At 53.6% G+C, this 20,265-nt stretch carries 23 protein-coding genes and 1 pseudogene; 8 read left to right on the forward strand and 16 right to left on the reverse strand.

Annotated features, from left to right (window positions below; all coding sequences use genetic code 11):
* A pseudogene (locus FA92_RS19295) lies at positions 1 to 298 on the reverse strand (cupin domain-containing protein); the annotation flags it as partial.
* Between the two features lie 130 nt (positions 299 to 428).
* Here FA92_RS19295 and FA92_RS19300 point away from each other — a divergent pair.
* Positions 429 to 1,319 (forward strand): LysR family transcriptional regulator, encoded by an 891-nt coding sequence (locus FA92_RS19300; RefSeq protein ID WP_033784744.1) that lies wholly within the window; start codon positions 429 to 431, stop codon positions 1,317 to 1,319.
* A 116-nt stretch (positions 1,320 to 1,435) separates the two neighbouring features.
* Positions 1,436 to 1,906: an OsmC family protein gene (locus FA92_RS19305; protein ID WP_033784746.1), complete on the forward strand. Its 471-nt coding sequence runs from the start codon at positions 1,436 to 1,438 to the stop codon at positions 1,904 to 1,906.
* A 190-nt stretch (positions 1,907 to 2,096) separates the two neighbouring features.
* Here the strand turns inward: FA92_RS19305 and FA92_RS19310 are convergent, their stop codons facing one another.
* The 8 genes from FA92_RS19310 to FA92_RS19345 form a co-directional block, all read right to left on the reverse strand.
* Positions 2,097 to 2,789, reverse strand: a complete 693-nt coding sequence (locus FA92_RS19310) for an amino acid ABC transporter permease (protein WP_013196347.1) — start codon at positions 2,787 to 2,789, stop codon at positions 2,097 to 2,099.
* Between the two features lie 16 nt (positions 2,790 to 2,805).
* Positions 2,806 to 3,495 (reverse strand): amino acid ABC transporter permease, encoded by a 690-nt coding sequence (locus tag FA92_RS19315; protein WP_197061524.1) that lies wholly within the window; start codon positions 3,493 to 3,495, stop codon positions 2,806 to 2,808.
* Between the two features lie 79 nt (positions 3,496 to 3,574).
* On the reverse strand, positions 3,575 to 4,390 hold the full coding sequence (locus tag FA92_RS19320; protein WP_033784750.1) for a transporter substrate-binding domain-containing protein: 816 nt from the start codon (positions 4,388 to 4,390) through the stop codon (positions 3,575 to 3,577).
* A 20-nt stretch (positions 4,391 to 4,410) separates the two neighbouring features.
* Positions 4,411 to 5,148 (reverse strand): amino acid ABC transporter ATP-binding protein, encoded by a 738-nt coding sequence (locus FA92_RS19325; RefSeq protein WP_013196350.1) that lies wholly within the window; start codon positions 5,146 to 5,148, stop codon positions 4,411 to 4,413.
* Positions 5,149 to 5,160: 12 nt separating this feature from the next.
* Positions 5,161 to 5,727 (reverse strand): peroxidase-related enzyme, encoded by a 567-nt coding sequence (locus FA92_RS19330; protein WP_033784751.1) that lies wholly within the window; start codon positions 5,725 to 5,727, stop codon positions 5,161 to 5,163.
* On the reverse strand, positions 5,724 to 6,206 hold the full coding sequence (locus FA92_RS19335; RefSeq protein WP_033784752.1) for a hypothetical protein: 483 nt from the start codon (positions 6,204 to 6,206) through the stop codon (positions 5,724 to 5,726). The genes FA92_RS19330 and FA92_RS19335 overlap by 4 nt, the downstream gene beginning before the upstream one ends.
* On the reverse strand, positions 6,203 to 7,657 hold the full coding sequence (locus FA92_RS19340; protein ID WP_033784753.1) for an NAD(P)/FAD-dependent oxidoreductase: 1,455 nt from the start codon (positions 7,655 to 7,657) through the stop codon (positions 6,203 to 6,205). Before FA92_RS19340 ends, FA92_RS19335 begins: the two co-directional genes overlap by 4 nt.
* 355 nt (positions 7,658 to 8,012) lie before the next feature.
* Positions 8,013 to 8,972 (reverse strand): LysR family transcriptional regulator, encoded by a 960-nt coding sequence (locus tag FA92_RS19345; RefSeq protein ID WP_033784754.1) that lies wholly within the window; start codon positions 8,970 to 8,972, stop codon positions 8,013 to 8,015.
* 303 nt (positions 8,973 to 9,275) lie between these two features.
* On the opposite strand from FA92_RS19345, the gene FA92_RS19350 reads away from it, so the two are divergent.
* A complete protein-coding gene (locus FA92_RS19350) occupies positions 9,276 to 9,479 on the forward strand; it encodes a hypothetical protein (RefSeq protein WP_013196355.1) in 204 nt (67 codons plus the stop codon).
* A 91-nt stretch (positions 9,480 to 9,570) separates the two neighbouring features.
* Here the strand turns inward: FA92_RS19350 and FA92_RS19355 are convergent, their stop codons facing one another.
* Positions 9,571 to 9,921, reverse strand: a complete 351-nt coding sequence (locus FA92_RS19355; protein WP_013196356.1) for a DUF3147 family protein — start codon at positions 9,919 to 9,921, stop codon at positions 9,571 to 9,573.
* 85 nt (positions 9,922 to 10,006) lie between these two features.
* A complete protein-coding gene (gene cybB / locus FA92_RS19360; RefSeq protein WP_033784755.1) occupies positions 10,007 to 10,531 on the reverse strand; it encodes a cytochrome b561 in 525 nt (174 codons plus the stop codon).
* Between the two features lie 307 nt (positions 10,532 to 10,838).
* Between cybB and FA92_RS19365 the strand changes: the two genes are divergently transcribed.
* Positions 10,839 to 11,297 carry a GNAT family N-acetyltransferase gene (locus tag FA92_RS19365; protein WP_033784759.1) on the forward strand — a complete coding sequence of 153 codons (459 nt, stop codon included), beginning with the start codon at positions 10,839 to 10,841 and terminating at the stop codon, positions 11,295 to 11,297.
* Positions 11,298 to 11,708: 411 nt separating this feature from the next.
* A complete protein-coding gene (locus FA92_RS19370) occupies positions 11,709 to 12,056 on the forward strand; it encodes a hypothetical protein (protein ID WP_013196359.1) in 348 nt (115 codons plus the stop codon).
* Between the two features lie 218 nt (positions 12,057 to 12,274).
* On the opposite strand, the gene FA92_RS19375 is transcribed toward FA92_RS19370, so the two are convergent.
* Positions 12,275 to 12,652 carry a YkvA family protein gene (locus FA92_RS19375; protein ID WP_033784762.1) on the reverse strand — a complete coding sequence of 126 codons (378 nt, stop codon included), beginning with the start codon at positions 12,650 to 12,652 and terminating at the stop codon, positions 12,275 to 12,277.
* A 95-nt stretch (positions 12,653 to 12,747) separates the two neighbouring features.
* Positions 12,748 to 13,368, reverse strand: a complete 621-nt coding sequence (locus tag FA92_RS19380; protein WP_033784765.1) for a TetR/AcrR family transcriptional regulator — start codon at positions 13,366 to 13,368, stop codon at positions 12,748 to 12,750.
* A gap of 165 nt (positions 13,369 to 13,533) precedes the next feature.
* On the opposite strand from FA92_RS19380, the gene FA92_RS19385 reads away from it, so the two are divergent.
* A complete protein-coding gene (locus tag FA92_RS19385) occupies positions 13,534 to 14,745 on the forward strand; it encodes an MFS transporter (protein WP_033785152.1) in 1,212 nt (403 codons plus the stop codon).
* Positions 14,746 to 15,010: 265 nt separating this feature from the next.
* On the opposite strand, the gene FA92_RS19390 is transcribed toward FA92_RS19385, so the two are convergent.
* The 3 genes from FA92_RS19390 to FA92_RS19400 form a co-directional block, all read right to left on the reverse strand.
* On the reverse strand, positions 15,011 to 16,435 hold the full coding sequence (locus FA92_RS19390) for a trehalose-6-phosphate synthase (protein ID WP_033784767.1): 1,425 nt from the start codon (positions 16,433 to 16,435) through the stop codon (positions 15,011 to 15,013).
* A 118-nt stretch (positions 16,436 to 16,553) separates the two neighbouring features.
* Positions 16,554 to 17,102: a GNAT family N-acetyltransferase gene (locus FA92_RS19395; protein WP_033784768.1), complete on the reverse strand. Its 549-nt coding sequence runs from the start codon at positions 17,100 to 17,102 to the stop codon at positions 16,554 to 16,556.
* 518 nt (positions 17,103 to 17,620) lie between these two features.
* Positions 17,621 to 18,043: a MarR family transcriptional regulator gene (locus tag FA92_RS19400; protein WP_033784769.1), complete on the reverse strand. Its 423-nt coding sequence runs from the start codon at positions 18,041 to 18,043 to the stop codon at positions 17,621 to 17,623.
* Between the two features lie 195 nt (positions 18,044 to 18,238).
* Between FA92_RS19400 and FA92_RS19405 the strand changes: the two genes are divergently transcribed.
* Together FA92_RS19405 and FA92_RS19410 are read left to right on the forward strand one after the other, a co-directional pair.
* Positions 18,239 to 18,844 (forward strand): non-oxidative hydroxyarylic acid decarboxylases subunit B, encoded by a 606-nt coding sequence (locus FA92_RS19405; protein ID WP_033784770.1) that lies wholly within the window; start codon positions 18,239 to 18,241, stop codon positions 18,842 to 18,844.
* Entirely contained in the window at positions 18,834 to 20,261 is a 1,428-nt protein-coding gene (locus tag FA92_RS19410) for a non-oxidative hydroxyarylic acid decarboxylases subunit C (RefSeq protein WP_033784772.1), read from the forward strand. Before FA92_RS19405 ends, FA92_RS19410 begins: the two co-directional genes overlap by 11 nt.
* Positions 20,262 to 20,265: the final 4 nt, after the last annotated feature.

Genomic DNA, 20,265 nt, shown 5'->3' on the forward strand with positions numbered 1-20,265 from the left:
CCCACTCCTGCACCAGGCCAGCGCCAGCCGTCACGATCAGCGTCTGACCCAGCGGATGCGTATGCCAGGCCGTGCGGGCAGAAGGCTCGAACGTCACGGTAGCCCCGCCGATACGCGCAGGCTCAGTGCCCTGAAAGGGTGAATCGATACGAACCGTTCCGGTGAAATAGTCTGACGAACCTTTGACGGAGGGTTTTGCTCCGCTTTGCATAATCGTAATCATCGGGGTGATCTCCTTTGCGTAGGTGACTGAAACAGACAGTGCCAGGAACACTGCAGCAACGGCAAGTCTCTTCATGCAGGCTCCGTTTTTCAGAACGGGAAAAGCCGGGTGCGGCCATCACACCCGGCACTTTTTAAGTGTAGGCCTGGCTGGATTGGTTGATAAGCCAGGTAAATCTGAATGCTTATGTGCATGGTATGCAACAATGACAGCTGAAAATCTGAACGACCTTCGCGCTTTCACGATCGTGGCGCGGGAGAAAAACTTTACCCGAGCGGCCGCTCAGCTTGGCATGTCACGCTCCGGGCTGAGTCATGCCATAACGGCGCTGGAAGCACGGCTGGGAGTCAGACTGCTGACGCGCACCACGCGCAGCGTGTCGCTTACACAGGCTGGGGTACGCCTGTTTAGCACCCTGCAGCCGATGCTGAGCACACTCGACAGCGAGCTGGTGGCTCTGCGCGCCCTGAGTGAGAAGCCGGCAGGAACCGTACGCATCACCGCGCACGATCACGCTATCGATTCCATCCTCTGGCCCCGGCTACAGCCTTTGCTGAAACGCTTTCCGGACATCCAGATAGAACTGAGTGTCGATTATTCGCTGACGGATATTGTGGCGCAGCAGTTTGATGCCGGCGTCCGGCTGGGTGATATCGTCGATAAAGACATGATCGCCGTGAGGATTGGCCCGGACTTTTACATGGCTGTGGTGGCTTCACCGGAATACCTGCAGGGAAGACCCTTGCCTGCGGTGCCCGCTGATTTAACGGCACATCAGTGCATCAACCTGAGGCTTCCGACACACGGAGGGCTCTACGCCTGGGATTTTGAACAGGAAGGGAAACCGATAACGGTGCGGGTGACGGGTCAGACCGTTTTTAACAACACCTATCTTATGATGCAGGCGGCCCTGGACGGTCTGGGATTTGCTTATATCCCGCTGGATCTGGCACAGCCGCATATTACATCGGGTAAGCTTATTCCGGTGCTTGAACCCTGGTGGCCGCAGTTTCCGGGATATCATCTTTATTATGCCAGCCGACATCAGCAGGCACCGGCGCTGGCGGAAGTCATTGCAGCGCTGCGTTATCGCTGACGTCAGCAACACAGTCATGCATTGAGTAAACCTGGCTTACAGGTATGAACTGACTCGCTTTCCTGAAACACCTCATCCAGAGAGTCCATTTTTATCATCAATAAGAGAGGCGGAACATGGAACATCATTATACATCGCGTATATCCTGGACCGGTAACCTGGGTACGGGCACATCAGGCTATAAGGCCTATGCGAGGACATGGGACATCGCTATAACCGGCAAAGACATTATCCACTGCTCCAATGATCCGTTACTGGGTGGCGATGCCACTAAAATGAATCCAGAAGACCTCCTGATCTCCTCTCTTTCTGCCTGTCACATGCTCTGGTATCTGCATCTTGCGTCAGATGCCGGGATCACGGTTATGAAATATGAAGATTCACCGATAGCGACAGGTGAAATTTTACCAGGCGGCGCGGGTCGCTTTGTTTCGGCAATTCTGAGACCTGAAATCACCTTAGCAGCGGGTAGTGATCCCGACTCAGCAATGGCTATTCATCATGAAATTCACAAAGTCTGTTTTATTGCCAGATCGGTAAATTTCCCTGTTTTTTATGAGCCTGAGTTTCTCATCGGTCATCTTTAATCAGTCCATCGTCTGTAACAACGCGCAGGCTACTATTCCTGGGTCACCCAGTAGCCTGAGTGAGCGGCATAAAAAATCCGGCAACAGGACTTTGCCGGATTCTTATAGAGGGACGGGATCGTTCAGCTGATCCTGAATCGATCGGCAAAAGTCACATGGAACGGCCCATTCATGACAATGCCCTGATCATTCAGGTGCGCACGCGCAGCGCAGCCTCAATCCTGTCGGCAATCTTAGTAACCACATAAGCAATCACCATGTAGAACACCACTGCAATCAGGAAGGCTTCGAGGTAGTAGAAGTTCAGTGCCGCCGTTAATTGTGCCTGGGCAAAGATATCCACCACTTCAATGGCAAACGCCAGTGACAGGGCTTTCATGATCACCATAAAGGCATTCGCCAGATCGGGGATCGCCGCCACGATAATCTGCGGGAACATGACCCGACGAAACAGCTGACCCCCGCTGTAGCCGAGTGACAGGGCGGCATCCGATTGACCGCTGTCGAACGAATTCAGCGCCCCTTTCCACACTTCAGCCTGGAAAGCTGCGACACAGGCGCTCAGCGCGACAATGATGATCACCCAGTTCGGCAGTGAATGGGCATTAACCTCAACGCCAATCAGCGTGGCAACAAAGTGCAGCGCCGGTGGCAGGCCGTAATAGGCGAGGAAAATCACCACCACCATCGGCACGCCTTTAAAGGCGATTTTGTAAGTGATTACCAACTGGCGCAGCACCGGAATGCGGCGATGCTCAATAAACGCGAACAGGCCGCCCAACAGTGTCGAACAGATAAACACCGTTACCGCCATCAACAGCGTCACCGGCACGGCATCCAGAATGCTCCAGAAGTCCGGCAGCAAAACCTCAGCATCAAACATGGTTTTTCTTCCTCACTCAGACGCTGGTGGTGAACTTCACGCGTGGCGCAGACTTAGAGCTGTACTTCGCATGACGTTGTTCAAAGAAGCGGATAACCAGCCACGCCACACCGCACAGCAGTGAATAGAGCACGGCCAGCACCAGATAGGTGCCGAACTGATACTGGTTGTAATCGCGCTCCATGATCAGGTGCGCGGTCGCCATCACATCGGCCGCCCCGATATACATCACCAGCGCCACGTTATGAATCAGATAGATAATGGCATTGCCGTAACCCGGCAGCGCAAAGTGCACCGCCTGTGGGCCGATAACGCGCAGCATTTTCTGGCGGAAGCTGTAGCCCAGGCTGTTGGTGGCGTCGTGCTGACCCCGCTCAACCGCCAGGTACGCCGGGCGCATCACTTCAGACAGATAACCGCCGTGATACAGGCTCAGACCAATCATCGCCGCCACGTTGGCCGTGAAGAAGTCGCTGAAGCCAAAGTTATCGGTAATCAGTGGCATACCGTAAAAGGCGACAAACAGCTGCAGCACTACGGGCACGCTGCGCGCATAGGAAACGTAGAGATCGGCCAGCTGGCTGATCACGGGAATACGGCGCACGCGGAAAAACGTCGCGATGAGCGCCAGAAAGAACCCGACAATCATCGCCACAAACATGATGCCGAGCGTCAGAGGCAGCGCCGACAGCAGTTCTGGAATCATGGAGGATAGATTCACGGTGAAACACTCCTGCTAAAAAGGACAGCATGCGCCCGGTTCAGCGCCGGGCGCAGTGAATCTGTTACTTCATGTACTTCGTAACGTCTTCGCCAAACCACTTCTGCGCCAGCTTATCCAGCGTACCGTCCGCCTTAAGCTCTTTGAGGGTTTTTGCGATGTCATCATTCAGTGCCTGGTTTTCAGCAGAGCGGTGGATCAGCACATAGGTGTTGTTAATCGCCACCGGCTCACTGGCTTTGATCGCCAGCTTCTGGTTGTCGATGACCGTCTGCTCGCCCAGATTTGAAGGCAGGATCAGCGCGTCATATTTACCGTTCTGCACTTCTTTCAGACGATCCGGGTAAGGTACGCCTGCGCTGGAGGCTTTAATGGTGATTTTGTCAGTCGGGTTCTCCTGCTGCCACTGGGTGACAAACTTATACACGCCACCGCCTGCGGTTACCGGCACGATGTTTTTACCGACCAGGTCTTTCATGCCATTGATATTGCTGTCGCTGCGGCTGTAAATCTTCATCAGGCTGGCACCCATCGGTGCATCCGGGATCAGGAACTGTTTGCTGCGCGCAGGCGCTTTATAGTATCCGCCCGTCGCCATGTCGTACTTGCCGGTCACCAGACCGGTTTCCTGAGCGATGTCCGCCGCGCCTTCCATCACAAATTTATACTGTGGCAGTTTCGCGTTGATGGCTTTCAGCACATCCGGCTCGTAGCCCTCCGGCTCATGGCCGATTGCGCCCCATGACAGCGGTTTTGATTCTGCTGCGGTGGCGATTTTGATGGTACGTACGGCATCAGCAAAGCTGTTACCGCTGATCAGGGCCAGCGCGATGATGCCAGGCGCGGCCAGGCGACGTAATGTAGTTTTAATTGCAGGCATGTCTCTGATTCCTTTATTTATTAGAATACTTTTTCTGAGTTGAGGAACTGGGCAAGGCGTGGCAGCGCCGGGTTATCAAACATCTCTGCAGGCGTTCCTTGCGCCGCGACCACACCCTGATCCATAAACACGATGCGATTCGAAATGCTTTTCGCGAACTGCATTTCGTGCGTCACCAGCAGCGAGGTAATGCCGGATGACGCCACATCTTTAATCACTTTAAGCACTTCACCCACCAGCTCGGGATCGAGCGATGAGGTCGGTTCATCAAACAGCATTACATCCGGCCGCACCGCCAGAGCACGGGCGATACCGGTACGCTGTAACTGGCCGCCAGAGAGCTGCGACGGATAGTGATCGCGTTTTGCCCCCAGTCCTACGCGCTCCAGCTCCTGCACGGCGATGTCGCGCGCCTGCTGCTTAGTTTTACGCTGGATAACGATCAGCGGATCCATCACATTTTCCAGCACCGTCATGTTCTTAAACACGTTGAACTGCTGAAATACCATGGCAGTACGCAGACGGATTGCCTGAATCGCAGCTTTGTCGGGGGACTGATAGTCCATGCGAATCTGATCGAGCTGAATCGTCCCCGCGGATGGCTTCGCCAGATAGTTAATGCAGCGCAGTAACGTGGTTTTGCCGGTGCCACTTGGCCCGATAATCGATACCACATCGCCGCGCTTTACCGACAGATCGACGCCTTTCAGAATCGGGTTGCTGCCGTAAGCGAGCGTAATATTGTTGAGTTCTAACATCCGGTGCAGCCCTTATTTATTCAGGTCAGCATGGCCGAGCACATGCATCAGACGGTTGGCCCAGCCAAAAATGGCGATAGCATGAATCAGGTCGATAATTTCCTGATCGTTCATCCCAACGGCGCGCAGCGCGGCGACATCGTCCGGCGTGGCTTCCGACGGCGTGACGGACAAACGATTTGCAAAGTGATAGATAGCCGCGTCGCGCTCCCCTAATACATCCGCCCGATCGAAATAGATGGCACTGACCACGGTGTCGCTGTCAGCCAGTTGGGCATGACGGCGCGCATGCACCACCGCACAGTAGCGGCAGCCATTAACGATTGAAGCACCGAGCGCGCCCAGCTCACGATCCGCACGGTCCAGGCCACCTTCGACGTACATAATGGCGTTGAACAATCCGGTGCGTGCGGTATAGCTCTCCGGATCGTGGACCAGCGTGCGGACGTACTCTGAGATTTTCTTGTTGGACGGCGTCACTTTCATCGCATCAAGCTGCGCCGGTGTCGCCTGTTCAACATCCACTGGCGTGATGTAGGGATGCCAGTGCAGTGGCTTGAGATTAACCGACGGAATCATGCGGACCTCATCAGACGTAAGCCAGCCGCAACGCGCGTCTGGAAGTTAACAAAGGCAATCAGTTCCGAGAGCGCAACAATCTGCGGATTGGTTAATCCGGCCTGTTCCAGCAGACGAATATGCTGTTCGGTCGCCTGAATCGGTTGCTGTGTCACCAGGTCGGTGTGGCGTGCAAGCGTGGCCAGTGGCTCTTCATTCACAACGTCACCCGCAGCGAGTGCGAGCAGCGCTTCTGACGGATTTAACGCCGCCAGTTGTGCCTGATAATCGCGCTGCAGCGGCACGTCGCTGTTCAGTACCGCCATGCGCCGGGCCAGCGCCAGGCGCAGATCCGCAGGTAAACCCTGTTCATCTACCGGTGTCAGCACGGACAGACGGCACGCTTCTGCGCCTTCCACAAATTCGGGACGCAGGCGACGTGTCTGATACAACGCCTCTTCTGGTGTTAATCCGGCGGCCTGATCAATAGCGTCGCTCACAGCGTGTTCTCCTGTTTTAGTAGCGGGGTTGAATCCACCCATTCATCGCCCTGCAATTCAGGGGTGTCAAAGGCTTGTAAGCTGGCGAAGTGCTGATCGACATCTTCAGCAAACAGCGAGGCAGCAATGCCGCGCACCAGACGATCGGCACCTGCGCTCACTGCCGGAATGTCGCCGGAGACTTTGCCGTGCGTCAGCATCGCAGCATCGTTAAAGCAGTGGATGTGTGCCAGCATCGGGCAGGCACCCGGTGTTAATTCGCGAAACTCAAAAGAAGGGCCGAGATCCGGCGCTTCCAGCAGGCTGTGACGCGCAGGCCCCATCTCCGGCTGATAGCGACCGTCGGCCCAGCTACGGATATGCGGCGCGATGGCAGCAAACTCCGGGCGGCCGTGAAAATCGTTGGTAAAGCCGGTGGCGGCGATCAGGAAGTCATAGCGCAGTGCGCCCTGGGTGGTTTCGATCAGCAGGCCATCGGCTTCCTGCTTAACGGCGTTAATGCCGCAGTCGAGGAAGAAACGCGCATTATCATGACGGGACACGCGCAGGGTTGAGGAACGCGGCGGCGGGGTTTGTGTCGCGGCGGTGTAATCGACAAATTTCCATTTCCACGCATCCGGCAACTGATGCATGCCGTGCACCACGCCCTGGCTGCCGATGCCGGTCATCTTGTTAATTCGCGGCATCTCTTTACGACGAATCAGCAGATCTACCGCGCTCGCGCCCTGCTCCAGTGCGGTCGCCGCGTTATCCATCGACGAGGCCCCGGCACCAATCACCGCAACGCGTTTGCCCTGCAATGCCGCAAAATCGATGTCATCGGCGGAGTGAGCCCAGAACTGGCGGTCAATGCCTTGCAGGAAATCCGGTACAGCAAAACCGCCAAGCCCTGAACGTCCGGTGGCCAGTACCAGACGACGTGTGTAAACACGTCCGGTTTCGGCACCGTCCAGATCCAGCGCAATGAAATCTCCGGCCTGCGCGATATTGCTGACACGCACGTTGTTCTGCACCGGCAAATTCAGCACCCGGCGATACCAGATCAGGTAATCCATCCACTGCGCTTTCGGGATCTTGTCCAGCGCCTGCCATGCTTCATTGCCCCACTGCGCCGTGAACCACGCACGGAAGGTCAGTTGTGCCAGACCCAGTGCCGGACCGTGCAGCGATTTCGGCGAGCGCAGTGTTTCCATGCGCGCAAAGGTAATCCACGGCCCTTCCAGCCCTGCGGGTGCAGCGTCATAGGCCACGATATTGCTGATGCCGGTGAGCTGTAATTTCGCCAGCGCTGCCAGACCGCACATGCCCGCACCAATCACCACTACGTCGCGCACAGGCGCAGTCTGGAAGGTGTGTTCCGGTACCCATGATTTAGCGGGCAGTTCCAGAAATTCCAGATCCTGCTGAAGCTGAGCTTCGAGCGCGGCAAGACCTTTGGCGGCATACGTCATAGAGCAATTTCCCTGGTGTCAGCGATCGCCTGAGAGCGAGCGAAAACGGTTAAAACGCGCCGGTGAACGTGCCTTTCCTATTATCCTTTAAATACATAATAGGCGGCTAACAATCATCAAAACGCATAGTAAGAGCTAAGTTTTCGCATAATCCTCCTGCCCCGGATCGGAGTCAAGAATTGTGCTCAGGGTTTAACCAATGGATTTCTTATATCTTATGCCAGATACGTTATAAGCGTTGAAAATGAAGGTTTTTATCGCGGCGTGTCCGGTCGGGCCTTAATACCTGGCTCACAAAATCCAGCGAGACTGACGGGGATCTCTCTTAAGAGTGACGGTGACCTGTATGCCGGTATCACTCCTGGTTGATGATGCGCATAATTCGCGGATGTTCACTGGCTGCCAGACGTTCAAATCCGGGTAACAGTTGCGCGGCGGCCTCCGCGAGCGCGTCCACCAGCGCCTGCGCGGCGCTGGAGATCTGTCGGCCCTGGGGGGTGATAACGCCAAAAAAGTAAGGTATGTCTTCCTGAATCGGGCGGATCGCGACACCGGCCAGCGGCATCCCCCAGCCCGTGACAGGCTCGAGGATCGCCACGCCTAATCCGGCCCGCACGCAGCCCAGAATATTCGCCGATGAGTTGGTCTCGATGGTTTCCAGCAGCGGTGCTTTGACCTTTTTCAGCGCTTTTTCATAGCGTCCACGTAAGCGCTGCGGACTCCAGGGTGCAATTAAACGGCGGCCTGCCAGCTGGCTCAGCGATAGCTCACTGTTCGCCGCCAGCTCATCGTCTTCGGGCAGCGCAACCACGCACTGCGACTGCCCAATCCAGTGCAGCTCGACCGCATGATGCTCCAGCGGCAAGCTGCATAAGCCGATGTCAGCCTCTGCGGTGATCACCGCATGCGCTGTCTGTACGGCGGATTCACTGATGATTTGCACTTTATTTTGGAGATTCAGCGCGGCCAGCGCCTGCGGCAACAGACCGGCAGCCAGCGCGGGCGTCGCAGCAATGCTGAGTGGGCGATGCTGCTGATGCGCGATCTCCTGCGCGCGTAAGCGAATCTGTTGCAATGACAGCAGCGCTTTTTGCACATACTGATGCAGCTGCAACGCCTCTTCTGACGGATGAATACGCGGGCCATTGCGAATAAACAGCGGGTAACCCAGCGACTGCTCTAATTCCTGAATCAGGCGGGAAACGGCAGGCTGCGAGCGGTTCAGCGCTTTGGCCGCCGCAGTGACGCTGCCCGCAGAAATTACGGCCGAGAAAGCTTCCAGCTGACGTAAATCGAGGTCATTTAACAAGGTCATCGCGAGGGTTCTTCCCTAAGTCATTGATCGCTCCCGATAATCACCCGGGAAAAAATCCATCATAGAGAGAGTCTGGCAAATTAGCCACAGCGAAAAAGCGCCAAGCCATCGGCATTAATGATTGATTAATGCGACCGTCCGATGGCCGCGCGTCTCCTGGCATCCGCCAGTTATTACATCCCAAATCGGAACCCGCTAATCCACTGAGCCAGGTGGCATTTTCAGTCCAGGCTAGAATTCATCAGGTAAGCGTCAGCATAAAACCGGGTTAACGGCGCGGCTCATCACAAAGAGGACGGAAATATGAAATTCGGTGTGATATTCGAAGATACGGGCGTTGAAGAGGAACATGATTTTGATTCCAAACCCGTTGCCGGCGATTTAGTGACATTAACGCGCGACGGAGTTGGCAAAGATTATATTGTTATCATCGAGCCTGACCCGGACCATACCCATGATGACGGGCGTGACGGGCATCCGACGAAGGCCAGAGTCCGGCCCGCGTAGTGGAGGGTAAGATGATTTTAACCGCCTGGCGAGGCGGTTTTTTTATTGCCGACTCTCATGAGGTCGTCGTGCTTACCTTAGCGGCATAGCGCTACATCAGCACGATACCAAAGCGTTTCAGAAGCAGCGCCCAGAGTGTGAAAAGCAGGATAGTGATAGCGCAGGAGATGAGCAGCGTCAGCCAGAAGCCGGTGCGCTGATAGAGAAAGGGGAACAGAATAAACATGGGCAGTGTCGGCACCACATACCAGAAGGTGTACCAGGCATGAGCACTGATTTTTTCCTGCGTCTGCCCTTCCACCTTCATCCAGATAAGCACCAGCACGGTGACCAGCGGTAAGGCGGCAAGTAAACCGCCCAGTCGATCGCTACGCTTAGCCGCTTCTGAAATCAGCACGACCATAAAAGCCGTGATGGCATATTTCGATATCAGCCAGAGCATGATTGTCCTCAATATTCCTGTTCATCCGACACCTGAGTGCCGGACCGTTTACGATCGTCCCGCTCCGAGATTTCAGCAGACGCAGTTACGGCATCATCCTGCGCAGCGTGTCATCTTTCATAAAATAGTGATGGAACAGCGCCGCCAGCGCATGCAGACCAATTAACCAGTATCCGAGCGGGGCCAGCGTTTCGTGCCAGTCAATCAGCATACTGGCAGTAGCGGGATCGGGCGATGTCGCCACAGGCATATTGATCCCAAACAGGGCCCACTCTTTTCCACGCAGGTAACGCGAGCTCAACCCGAGAACCGGTAAGACCACAAACAGCGCATAAATCAGCGTGTGCACCAGATGTGAAAGACCCGTCTGCCAGCGCGCCACGGGCGGCGTAATAGGCGGCGTTACAGAACGGGTGCGCAGCCAGAGGCGGGCTATCATCAGGATCATGACGCAGAAGCCTGCGGAAAAGTGGGTGATCATCACCGCATTTCGCTGCCAGGTTCCCTTCTCTGCCATCCAGCGCAGCTCGATGGTAGCGTAGGCGACGATAATCAGTAAGACCGTCAGCCAGTGGAAAAGAATTTGCGAACCCCGATATTTCTTCAGCATAGATAAACTTCCGTCACTATTTTTTTGCGTCACTATACCAGTTAATTATTAGATGTTTATTAGGAGTTTACTGGATCGTTATGACAGGCCATGCCGCTTAAACACTGAGGCTGATGCAGGCTAATCTGCCTCAAACTGAACGCAACGCAGAGTCAGCATGCTGGCACAGCGAAGCCTGCGGTTTGAGGCTGAATAGCGCTGGCACATTTTAACAAAAACCTGCAGGGCACGATTCAGTCAAAGGCATTCAATAATACTGAAAGGTCGTGATAGATTGACAATCTGGAAGATAAATCACGGGTGATCAATGTTTTACATTTCGGAAGTAAACAAAAGTGATTCTGAATTAGGTTGTCTGGTGAATGAACTCGATATTTTTTTAGCAGAACTTTATCCCGCCGAGAGTAATCATTCGCTGGACTTATCAACCGTCAGTGATGAAAACCTCCGTTGTCTGATGGTCAGAGATAAAGAAGGTGTTCCAGCGGGCTGTGGTGCTGTGCTCTTTCAGGAAGCTGGCTTTGGTGAAATTAAGCGCGTTTATATCCGCCCTGAGTTCAGAGGCCGTAAGCTGGGAGAACTTATCGTCGGGTCTCTGGAGCAGCTTGCGCGAGAGAATCGTTGCCATCAGTTACGACTGGAAACGGGCATTCATCAACAACCTGCTATAGCACTCTATCGCAGATGCGGATATGAGGTTTGTGACCCTTTCCCCCCTTACCTTGCAGACCCACTGAGCATTTTCATGCGGAAGATTATCCAGTGAATGGCGGAAGCATATCAGGCTTTTAGTTCATGACTTCTTTAGCATTCAGCGCTGTGGGTATAAGAAGTTTATGATTTAACACAGCGATAAATCTTAAACTTAACCTAATATTCATCCTGTAAAATGACGAAAGCACGCAGCTGACGCGCTGTGTGCTGCTATAAATACACTCCGCACTGGAACGGTTAGCCGGCCCTGTGAGAATGTTTCTTTAAGTCAAATCCGCGCCCTGCCGCCATGACCCGCCTGCGCTTCGCTTAACTTTAGTGCCACCCTAAATAAGAGTAAAAGTAACGCGCGTTATCGTAACCTTAGAACTCTACATTTCTCATGCAAAAACAGTAACTTCTCCTCTCATTAGAGTTCGCCTATGCTGGCTGCTCACTACATTTTGCGTCAGAGGGATTTGCTATGTTTAATGTGCCCGCAACCTACAGTGCAGAGGCTGTTGAGTGCCTTTACGAAGTTATCGACATACTCAATCTGAACGGCGCACGATGCCACGTTATCTTTGACAGTCAGGCGTCCCGCGCCGCGGTGATAGAAGCAGATACAACAGAGCAACTCGGCGAAATGCGCTACCCTGTGCTGGCTGTGCTGGAGATGGAGCGCGTCACCAGCATTAATACCCTGTTGCGTATTAAATCGTTCTGGACCGATTCAGACGGCGCTCATCCTGAAATAGCGTCAGGCAACCTGGCGAACGCGTTATATAAAGCCCTGACGATGAAGAAACATATTACGCTGGTGGGATTGTAAAGCAGGCTAAAGCCCGTGCGGTGCGGGCTTGCTATAGTATGCAGTGACAGGCCTGACAGCACGCATCCACGCATTACACCTCAACGTTGCTTTTCAGAGATATCCGTCTTTTCCGCCTTACACTGCCGCAGGTGATATTTTCACGTGCTTTAACCCCCGCGCCTTATTGCCAGACATCTCAACCTGTTTTAATGCTCTTTTACCTGCTTCACTCCGCTTCAGATAAATGCCCTGACCAGTAGCACGGCGCACATCACCCATATCACGATAAACACGCCTGCCGTTATGCGACTGACCGGACGTCTGCTGGCCTGCGCTGCGGTTTCCCGATGCTCACGCATGACTTCTGCTGGAATAAGACCCACCACCAGCATGATGCCCAATGGCACGATGATCAGGTCATCGAGGTAGCCGATGATGGGAATGAAGTCGGGGATCAAATCAATGGGGGAAACGGCATAGGCAGCGACAATCAACGCCAGCACTTTAGCCAGCAACGGCGTCCGGGGATCGCGGGCGGCAAGCCATACCGCGTGTACATCCCGTTTAATGTTTTTCGCCCACGTTTTGGCGTCAGCGATAAATCTGATTGTCATCAGGATGCTTTTCCATAGTCAGGGCAATCGGCTTTACGCATCTGCATCGCTGCACCTTTAATACTTGCGCTGTGTGCTGAAAACGATCTTACTCATCAATTCTTCGCATCAGGGATATTTGCATCCCAGACTTTCATCACGGCTGATACCGCCGCATCCAGCTCTTTACCGCTTGCCCCATCCCGGGCTTCCGTTGACAGGCCGAGTTCAAAACTGTGGAGAGTGATGGCCAGCGCCCGCACGTTTGTATCGGTAGCCAGCTGTCCCGCCTCTTTCGCTCTTGTGACGCATCGCAAAAATCCCGCCCTTGTCCGTTCGCGTTGCACCGCCAGAATTTTACGGATGTGATCATTCGCGGGTGAACAGGTATTTACGGACAACGCAATCAGGCAGCCGCTGGGATGTCCCGGTTCTGTCTGCATTTTTGCCGAACGGCGCAATGCCAGTTCGACAGCTTCACGAGGTTCAGGCGTGTCATCCCACAGGCAATCGTTAACCTGGCCGTAAGTCGACGCATAGCATTCCACTACTTCTTCAAACAGCGCCTCTTTTGAACCAAACGCTGCATAAAAACTCGGTGCAGTAATGCCGTTACCAAGGTTCGACTTGAGCATGGCAAGCGAGGTGGACTCGTAGCCATATTGCCAGAAAAGGGTCATCGCCTGACGAATGGCCTCATCACGATCAAATGTCCGTGGACGTCCCATCTGAGCCATATCCGCTCCTGTTTGTACATGTCAGATATAAATACTAATCGATACATATGTGCTTGACAAGGCTTATGCCGGTCTATAGTTTCATATATATACCAATCGATACATTAATCAGAAAATCTTTTGCCACAAGGTTTTCACGCTATCAATGATTTAAAAGAGGCTCACGTGCACACCACTTCAGAATTCAGTGAAACCACAATCCAGCGGGGTCTGCCTCTGGCTTCCCTGCTGGCCTTTGCCATGACAGGCTTTATTGCCATCCTGACAGAGACGCTGCCGGCAGGTCTGCTTCCGGAAATCGGAGAAGGCCTGGGTATTACCCAGGTGATGGCGGGCCAGCTGGTCAGTATTTATGCGCTGGGATCGCTGCTTGCGGCGATCCCGTTAACGGTGCTGACCAGTGGATGGTGGCGTAAAAAAGTGCTGCTGCTTGCCGTCGGCACTTTTTTGATTTTCAACACCATTACCACCCTGTCATCCAGTTACTGGCTGACGATGGCGGCCCGTTTTATGTCGGGTGTGGCAGCCGGACTGGCATGGGGGATCCTGGCGGGCTATGCACGCCGCCTCGTTCCTGCTGCGTTGCAGGGGCGCGCACTGGCTATTGCTATGATGGGTATTCCTGTTGCTCTTTCACTGGGTACACCGGCAGGCGCATGGCTGGGCAGCCTGATGGGATGGAGAGTGCCGTTTGGGATTATGGCAGCCCTGGCCGTGATTCTGTTTATCTGGACATGGATTGCGGTGCCTGACCTGCCGGGGCAACAGACTGGCCGTCGCCTTCCTGTGTGGAAAGTTTTCCTGATGCCCGGCGTCACACCCATTCTGGCGGTTATCTTTCTATGGATGACGGCACACAACATTCTTTACACCTTTATCGGCCCGTTCCTGCAGCTGTCGGGACTGGCTGCAAACGTGGGGCTTATCCTGCTGGTTTTTGGCATTGCGGCACTTATCGGCATCTGGATTACCGGAATGCTGGTAGATCGCCATCTGCGCAATCTGGTTCTGCTCAGCCTTGCGGCCCTGACGGTTGTCTCTGGGGTGCTTGCAGCAGGCATGCGGGAACAGGTCGTTGTGTTTCTGGCCGTCATCGTCTGGGGATGGTCGTTTGGCGGCGCGTCAACCCAGATGCAGACCGCCGCCGCCGACTCGGCGGGCAATCATGTCGATGTCGTTCAGGCGATGGTAACGACCGCATGGAATCTGGCCATTGCCAGCGGTGGCGTCGCTGGCGGGCTGCTGCTCAATAATGCCGGTGCTGAATCAATCCCCTGGGCGCTTCTGGCCTTTATGGCTGTTGCGTTTGTCATCGCCTGGCGTGCGAAAAAGCACGCTTTCAGGCCTGGCGCCAGAGGCGGTTCAGTCAAGTCGTAACCGCGTAAATTGTCTGAAATCACGCGACTCTTTCACCTGCTTTGCAATCTGCGACAGGGATGTCCGCCTGAAAACGCTGAGCAAAATGGCGTTCCTGCATCGCAATGCGATGAGCAGCTTTGCCTGAAACGGATTAACAAACAGGTCACTTTTATTTCAGGAACCGATCTAAGGACATCACCTTTTGGCTGCCATCGGTGACGCTCACTTTTTGACGTCCAAAGATCGGGTTACTGAAGTGCCGGTTTTTATGAAATCTGACAACTCAGTATCTCGCGCGGCTACTACTCAGTCGTGGAAAAGTCGCCTGCGGCGGCAACGCTTCCGGGTCAGCAGGCACGTTGTTCAGCATCCGCAAAAATGACGCAGCCCAGTGATGGCTGTTGTGCATATGCAGGCCTTTCATCAGACGGGCGTGCAGACAGCGCCGTTCGTGTAACGGCATCTGCAGGGCGCGATGGACCGCACTGGCCATAGCATCAGGATCATAAGGATTGACGATGATGGCACCGTCCATCTGCCCGGCGGCACCGGCAAACTGCGACAGGATTAGCACCCCGGGATTTTTCGGGTCCTGCAGTGCGACGTACATTTTGGCCATCAGGCTCATGCCCGCCATGAGCGGCGTGACCAGCGCAACGCGTGAGGCACGATAGATACCGGCCTGCTCTTCCCGGCTGTAAGCGTGAGTCAGATAGTTCACCGGATACCAGTTCATGGTGCCATGCACACCATTAAGTTCTCCACATAGCGCTTCCAGAGCGTGACCGAGTTGTAACGCATCATGTGCGTGTCCGGCTGCCGGCGGCGCAAGCTGCAACAGCGTGATATTTTTCTGGTAACAATCATGCCTCCGCAGCAGCACCTCCAGCGTGCTGATTCGATAAGGCAGTCCTGAACTCTCATCAAGATGACCGCCGCTCAGCACGCTATTTTCGGGCAGACTTTCGCGACACTGAATTTCCATAAAGGCGCAGCTGTTACTCTCTCGCAGAGACTCAACGTCGTCGAGGTCGATCCCGACCGGGAACACACCAAAGTTGATGATCCGGCCATGAATACGAAAGCTGTCCGCTTCCAGTCGCTCCAGCCGGAATCCGCTCTCCAGCCAGACGAGGAAGTTATTCATATCCTGCGCGGTCTGAAAGCCAATCAGGTCACAACACAGCAGCGACTCTGTAAACCAGCGCCACTCGGGTATGGTTTCAAACATTCTGCCAGCCGGGAAAGGCTGATGCAGAAAGATGCCGACTGAATTGGGCAGGCCCTCTTCGCGGATATAGCGGGCACAGCCCAGCAGGTGATAATCCTGAATCCAGATAACATCGTCTGGTGTGGCATTTTCACAGATGGCCCGCGCATAGGCTTTATTAATGTTTTTATATTCCTGAAAGCCATTGGTGGAAAAACGGGCCATATCCGGACGCTGGTGGAAAACAGGCCAGAGCCCTTTATGAATGTAATTATGGTATCCCTCATTAAGCTCGCCCGGCGTATAGGGGAAGGTCACGGTTTCATACTGATCGTGCTGCTTCGCAACATAGGCTCTTGACGCATCCTGAGAGATAACCGTGCTTTCACCATTCCAGCTAATCCAGAAGCCGCCCAGCCGGGAGAGTATCCCGTCATAAACTGCAGTAAGCGTCGAGCGTTGCGATTGGTTATGAGAAACAAGGATAAGGCCTGACATGGTGTGTTCCCTGATTGAAGGCTGTGGACAGGCGATCAAGCCTGGCAGCCTGCGGCTGTTAAGCTGAGGTCGGAGGATAAACTGGAGAAAACCGCTCATGAATGCGCGCCCTGTCCGCTTAATGCCTGCTGGCGCTTCTGGCGCAGATTGAATCATTAATCCCATCGTGCAGAGTCGTCACCCAGACGCCAGGCAGTGAGGGAAAGGCGATGAATCCGTTACGCTCAAAAAAATCCGGCACGGGTTCACCCATGGCAATAATACGGCGGCAGCCTCTGGCGCCAGGATGAGAAAGACAGCAGTGCAGCAGCCATGATCCAAGCCCGACAAAGCGATACTCCGGCGAGATAAACAGATTCCGGATTACCCAGGTTTCAGCCATGTCAGTGACAACCCGCGCAAAACCGATTTGTCGGCCATTACGATAAAGCCCGAAGCAGAGGCTGTTGTTGAGGGCCAGAATCAGCGCGCGGCTGTCGGGTATCGTTGTACCCAGCCATTGCGCAATCAGACGATAGTTCAGCAGTGACGGATCGGTACTGGCCTCAATAGCATCCCGGAACCACTTGCGGGGCGAAATAAGGCGAAGGCGCTGCTGCTCAGCAAGATCGGCTAATGCCGCCTCGCGGCAGCCCGGTATGGACCAGGGCTTATTGATGCATTTCATTCACGGCTTTCCAATAAGAGGCGCACAAGCGCCCGGTGCCGTTAATTAAACCGGGAGGCCCGTAAAAATGGCGTAAAAAGAGACTGATGAAGTGTAAAAACGCTGCAAAACAATTTCTCGCTGTAGCATCAGTTATCGATCAGGTCGTTGAAAACCAGCCGCTTAATAACCGTTAGCCATGCAGTTTTTAGTCCAGGATGGCAATCATGCATCTCCCAGTCCCCGCACTGTTTTGAGAAAATGAGTAGCCGGATAGTTTTGAAATAAAACACAGAAAGATGAAAATTTCTTTTCACTTTTAATTAAACGCTAAGCAATCCATATCCGTAATACCACCTCACAAAAACCTGACCACCCGCATTCTCCTGAATCCTCTTCTTGTATTGAGTAGACCAGTAAATAATGAAGATTGTGCAGTTATTTCCTGTCCCGGCTCGGATCACAAACGGATGCATCATATTTTTCGATGTGAGCGGAGCGCTCCTGTAGCGGTAGTATCTTCAGAAATTTTAATGGGGTTATTTATTGCTCTGCTTAAGCAAAGTTTTCATCAGGTAAACCAGCTCACTCTGCTGATTTTGCCCCAGTCGATTAAGGAAATGCGAGTCGACTTTATCGGCGAGGGGCATCGCCTTGATCAAAATTTTTTCGCCCGCTGCAGTTAACGTAATAAATCTCCGGCGTCTGTCTTTCTCGCCTTCCTCACGCCTGATGAGTGCTTTTTTTTCCATGCGAACCAGCAATTCTGCCAGCGTCGCCTTCGAACTCAGCGCTGCTTCCATTAATTCCATCTGCTCAATGCCTGGTTTGGCTGATACTGCGCACAGCACTGCAAACTGCTGTTTAGTGAGATCCGGCAGGTTCTGCTGCCACATAGCTGTATGTTCCTGAAGAAGCTGCCGGGAAAGATGAAAAAACAGGTTGCCTAAATCATTGTTCATACGCCTTTCATTCCCGTTCTTCTCCGCTGCTGGTCGCTCGATGTTAAATCATAACATTAAGAGATGAAAAATCATTGGCACAGGATACTGCATAATTAGCTTTGAAATAGTCACGCTATAAACTTGTTGCGCCGCGACCGTCGCAAGTGTACGGTTTAATTCGTTCGTATACGAACAATAACTGAGGTACATCTTATGAGATTGATCATCGGCATGACAGGCGCAACCGGTGCACCTTTGGGCGTCGCATTACTCAAAATCCTGCAGGAGATCGAAGACGTTGAAACCCACCTGATTTTAAGCAAATGGGCAAAAACCACGGTTGAACTCGAAACGCCCTATTCAGCACGCGAAGTTATGGATATGGCTGACTTTGTACACGGACCCGCCGATCAGGCCGCGACCCTTTCATCCGGCTCTTTTCATACTGACGGGATGATCATCATTCCCTGCAGTATGAAGTCATTAGCCGGTATCCGGTCTGGCTACGCTGAAGGACTGATCGGTCGAGCCGCTGATGTCACGATCAAAGAAGGCAGAAAACTGGTTCTGGTCCCCCGGGAAACGCCACTCAGCACGATCCATCTTGAAAATATGCTCGCACTTTCACGCCTGGGCGTTTCAATGATCCCGCCCATGCCCGCTTTTTATAACCACCCGGCAGTGATCGACGACGTGATTGACCACGTGGTAGCGCGTGTCCTCGATCAGTTTGGCCTCGCCTCACCGAGAGCTCGTCGCTGGGAAGGTATTAAACAATCCTCACATATCCATCATCAGGGAGAAAAAAATGGCTTTTGATGACCTGCGTAGTTTTCTGAAGGCTCTGGATGAACAGGGGCAGCTTCTTGAAATTGATGAGGAAGTATTACCTGAACCTGATATCGCGGCTGCGGCAAATGCAACCGGCAGGATCGGTGACGGTGCGCCCGCACTTTCTTTCAAAAGAATAAAAGGCTTTCGTCATGCCCATGTGGTGATGAACACCATAGGCTCATGGCAAAACCATGCCATTTCGCTGGGGCTTCCTCCGAATACCCCCGTCAGGCAGCAGATAGAGACATTTATTCAGCGCTGGGACACCTTTCCCATAGCACCTGAGAGACGTGAAAATGCTCCCTGGTCCGAGAATACGGTGGATGGCGATGAGATCAATCTGTTCGACATTCTACCGCTCTTTAGACTTAACGACGGTGATGGAGGCTTCTATCTGGATAAAGCGTGCGTTGTGTCACGCGATCCGCTTGATCCTCAGCATTTCGGTAAGCAAAACGTCGGCATTTACCGCATGGAGGTTAAAGGCAGGCGTAAGCTTGGGCTACAGCCCGTCCCGATGCATGACATCGCCCTGCACCTGCATAAAGCCGAAGAGAGAGGCGAAGATCTGCCCGTCGCCATTACTCTGGGCAATGATCCCATCATTACGCTGATGGGCGCCACACCACTTAAATACGACCAGTCTGAATATGAGATGGCAGGCGCTCTGCGTGAAAAGCCTTATCCGATTGCAAAGGCACCTCTCACAGGTTTCGATGTTCCATGGGGTTCGGAAGTCATTCTTGAAGGGGTAATCGAAGGGCGTAAACGCGAAATAGAAGGTCCTTTTGGGGAGTTCACCGGCCACTACTCAGGTGGCCGTAATATGACGGTAGTTCGCATTGATAAAGTTTCATACCGCACCAAACCCATTTTTGAGTCACTCTATCTTGGTATGCCGTGGACTGAAATCGACTTTCTGATTGGGCCAGCCACCTGCGTGCCATTGTATCAGCAGCTGAAAGCTGAATTTCCTGAGGTACAGGCTGTCAACGCCATGTACACACACGGTCTGTTAGCCATTATCTCAACCAAAAAACGTTATGGCGGTTTTGCCCGTGCAGTCGGCGTGCGTGCAATGACAACTCCACACGGCCTGGGCTACGTAAAGATGGTCATCATGGTCGATGAGGACGTTGATCCCTTTAATTTGTCTCAGGTGATGTGGGCGCTCTCTTCTAAGGTCAACCCTGCGGGTGATCTGGTACAACTGCCAAACATGTCAGTTCTGGAATTAGATCCCGGTTCAAGCCCGGCAGGCATCACCGATAAGCTGGTGATAGATGCAACGACACCCGTCTCACCGGATAATCGCGGCCACTATAGCCAGCCGGTCAAAGATCTGCCTGAAACCGCCGCCTGGGTTGAGAAACTGACAGCCCTGTTAAGCAATCGTCATTAAGGAG

It is taken from the genome of Pantoea sp. 9140 (assembly GCF_000745295.1).
GTDB lineage: Bacteria > Pseudomonadota > Gammaproteobacteria > Enterobacterales > Enterobacteriaceae > Pantoea > Pantoea vagans.

Coding starts and splice junctions, on each gene's coding strand:
- FA92_RS19300 (WP_033784744.1), top strand. CDS start 429: ATGACAGCTGAAAATCTGAACGACCTTCGCGCTTTCACGATCGTGGCG.
- FA92_RS19305 (WP_033784746.1), top strand. CDS start 1,436: ATGGAACATCATTATACATCGCGTATATCCTGGACCGGTAACCTGGGT.
- FA92_RS19310 (WP_013196347.1), bottom strand. CDS start 2,789: ATGTTTGATGCTGAGGTTTTGCTGCCGGACTTCTGGAGCATTCTGGAT.
- FA92_RS19315 (WP_197061524.1), bottom strand. CDS start 3,495: ATGATTCCAGAACTGCTGTCGGCGCTGCCTCTGACGCTCGGCATCATG.
- FA92_RS19320 (WP_033784750.1), bottom strand. CDS start 4,390: ATGCCTGCAATTAAAACTACATTACGTCGCCTGGCCGCGCCTGGCATC.
- FA92_RS19325 (WP_013196350.1), bottom strand. CDS start 5,148: ATGTTAGAACTCAACAATATTACGCTCGCTTACGGCAGCAACCCGATT.
- FA92_RS19330 (WP_033784751.1), bottom strand. CDS start 5,727: ATGATTCCGTCGGTTAATCTCAAGCCACTGCACTGGCATCCCTACATC.
- FA92_RS19340 (WP_033784753.1), bottom strand. CDS start 7,657: ATGACGTATGCCGCCAAAGGTCTTGCCGCGCTCGAAGCTCAGCTTCAG.
- FA92_RS19345 (WP_033784754.1), bottom strand. CDS start 8,972: ATGACCTTGTTAAATGACCTCGATTTACGTCAGCTGGAAGCTTTCTCG.
- FA92_RS19350 (WP_013196355.1), top strand. CDS start 9,276: ATGAAATTCGGTGTGATATTCGAAGATACGGGCGTTGAAGAGGAACAT.
- FA92_RS19355 (WP_013196356.1), bottom strand. CDS start 9,921: ATGCTCTGGCTGATATCGAAATATGCCATCACGGCTTTTATGGTCGTG.
- cybB (WP_033784755.1), bottom strand. CDS start 10,531: ATGCTGAAGAAATATCGGGGTTCGCAAATTCTTTTCCACTGGCTGACG.
- FA92_RS19365 (WP_033784759.1), top strand. CDS start 10,839: ATGTTTTACATTTCGGAAGTAAACAAAAGTGATTCTGAATTAGGTTGT.
- FA92_RS19370 (WP_013196359.1), top strand. CDS start 11,709: ATGTTTAATGTGCCCGCAACCTACAGTGCAGAGGCTGTTGAGTGCCTT.
- FA92_RS19375 (WP_033784762.1), bottom strand. CDS start 12,652: ATGACAATCAGATTTATCGCTGACGCCAAAACGTGGGCGAAAAACATT.
- FA92_RS19380 (WP_033784765.1), bottom strand. CDS start 13,368: ATGGCTCAGATGGGACGTCCACGGACATTTGATCGTGATGAGGCCATT.
- FA92_RS19390 (WP_033784767.1), bottom strand. CDS start 16,435: ATGTCAGGCCTTATCCTTGTTTCTCATAACCAATCGCAACGCTCGACG.
- FA92_RS19395 (WP_033784768.1), bottom strand. CDS start 17,102: ATGAAATGCATCAATAAGCCCTGGTCCATACCGGGCTGCCGCGAGGCG.
- FA92_RS19400 (WP_033784769.1), bottom strand. CDS start 18,043: ATGAACAATGATTTAGGCAACCTGTTTTTTCATCTTTCCCGGCAGCTT.
- FA92_RS19405 (WP_033784770.1), top strand. CDS start 18,239: ATGAGATTGATCATCGGCATGACAGGCGCAACCGGTGCACCTTTGGGC.
- FA92_RS19410 (WP_033784772.1), top strand. CDS start 18,834: ATGGCTTTTGATGACCTGCGTAGTTTTCTGAAGGCTCTGGATGAACAG.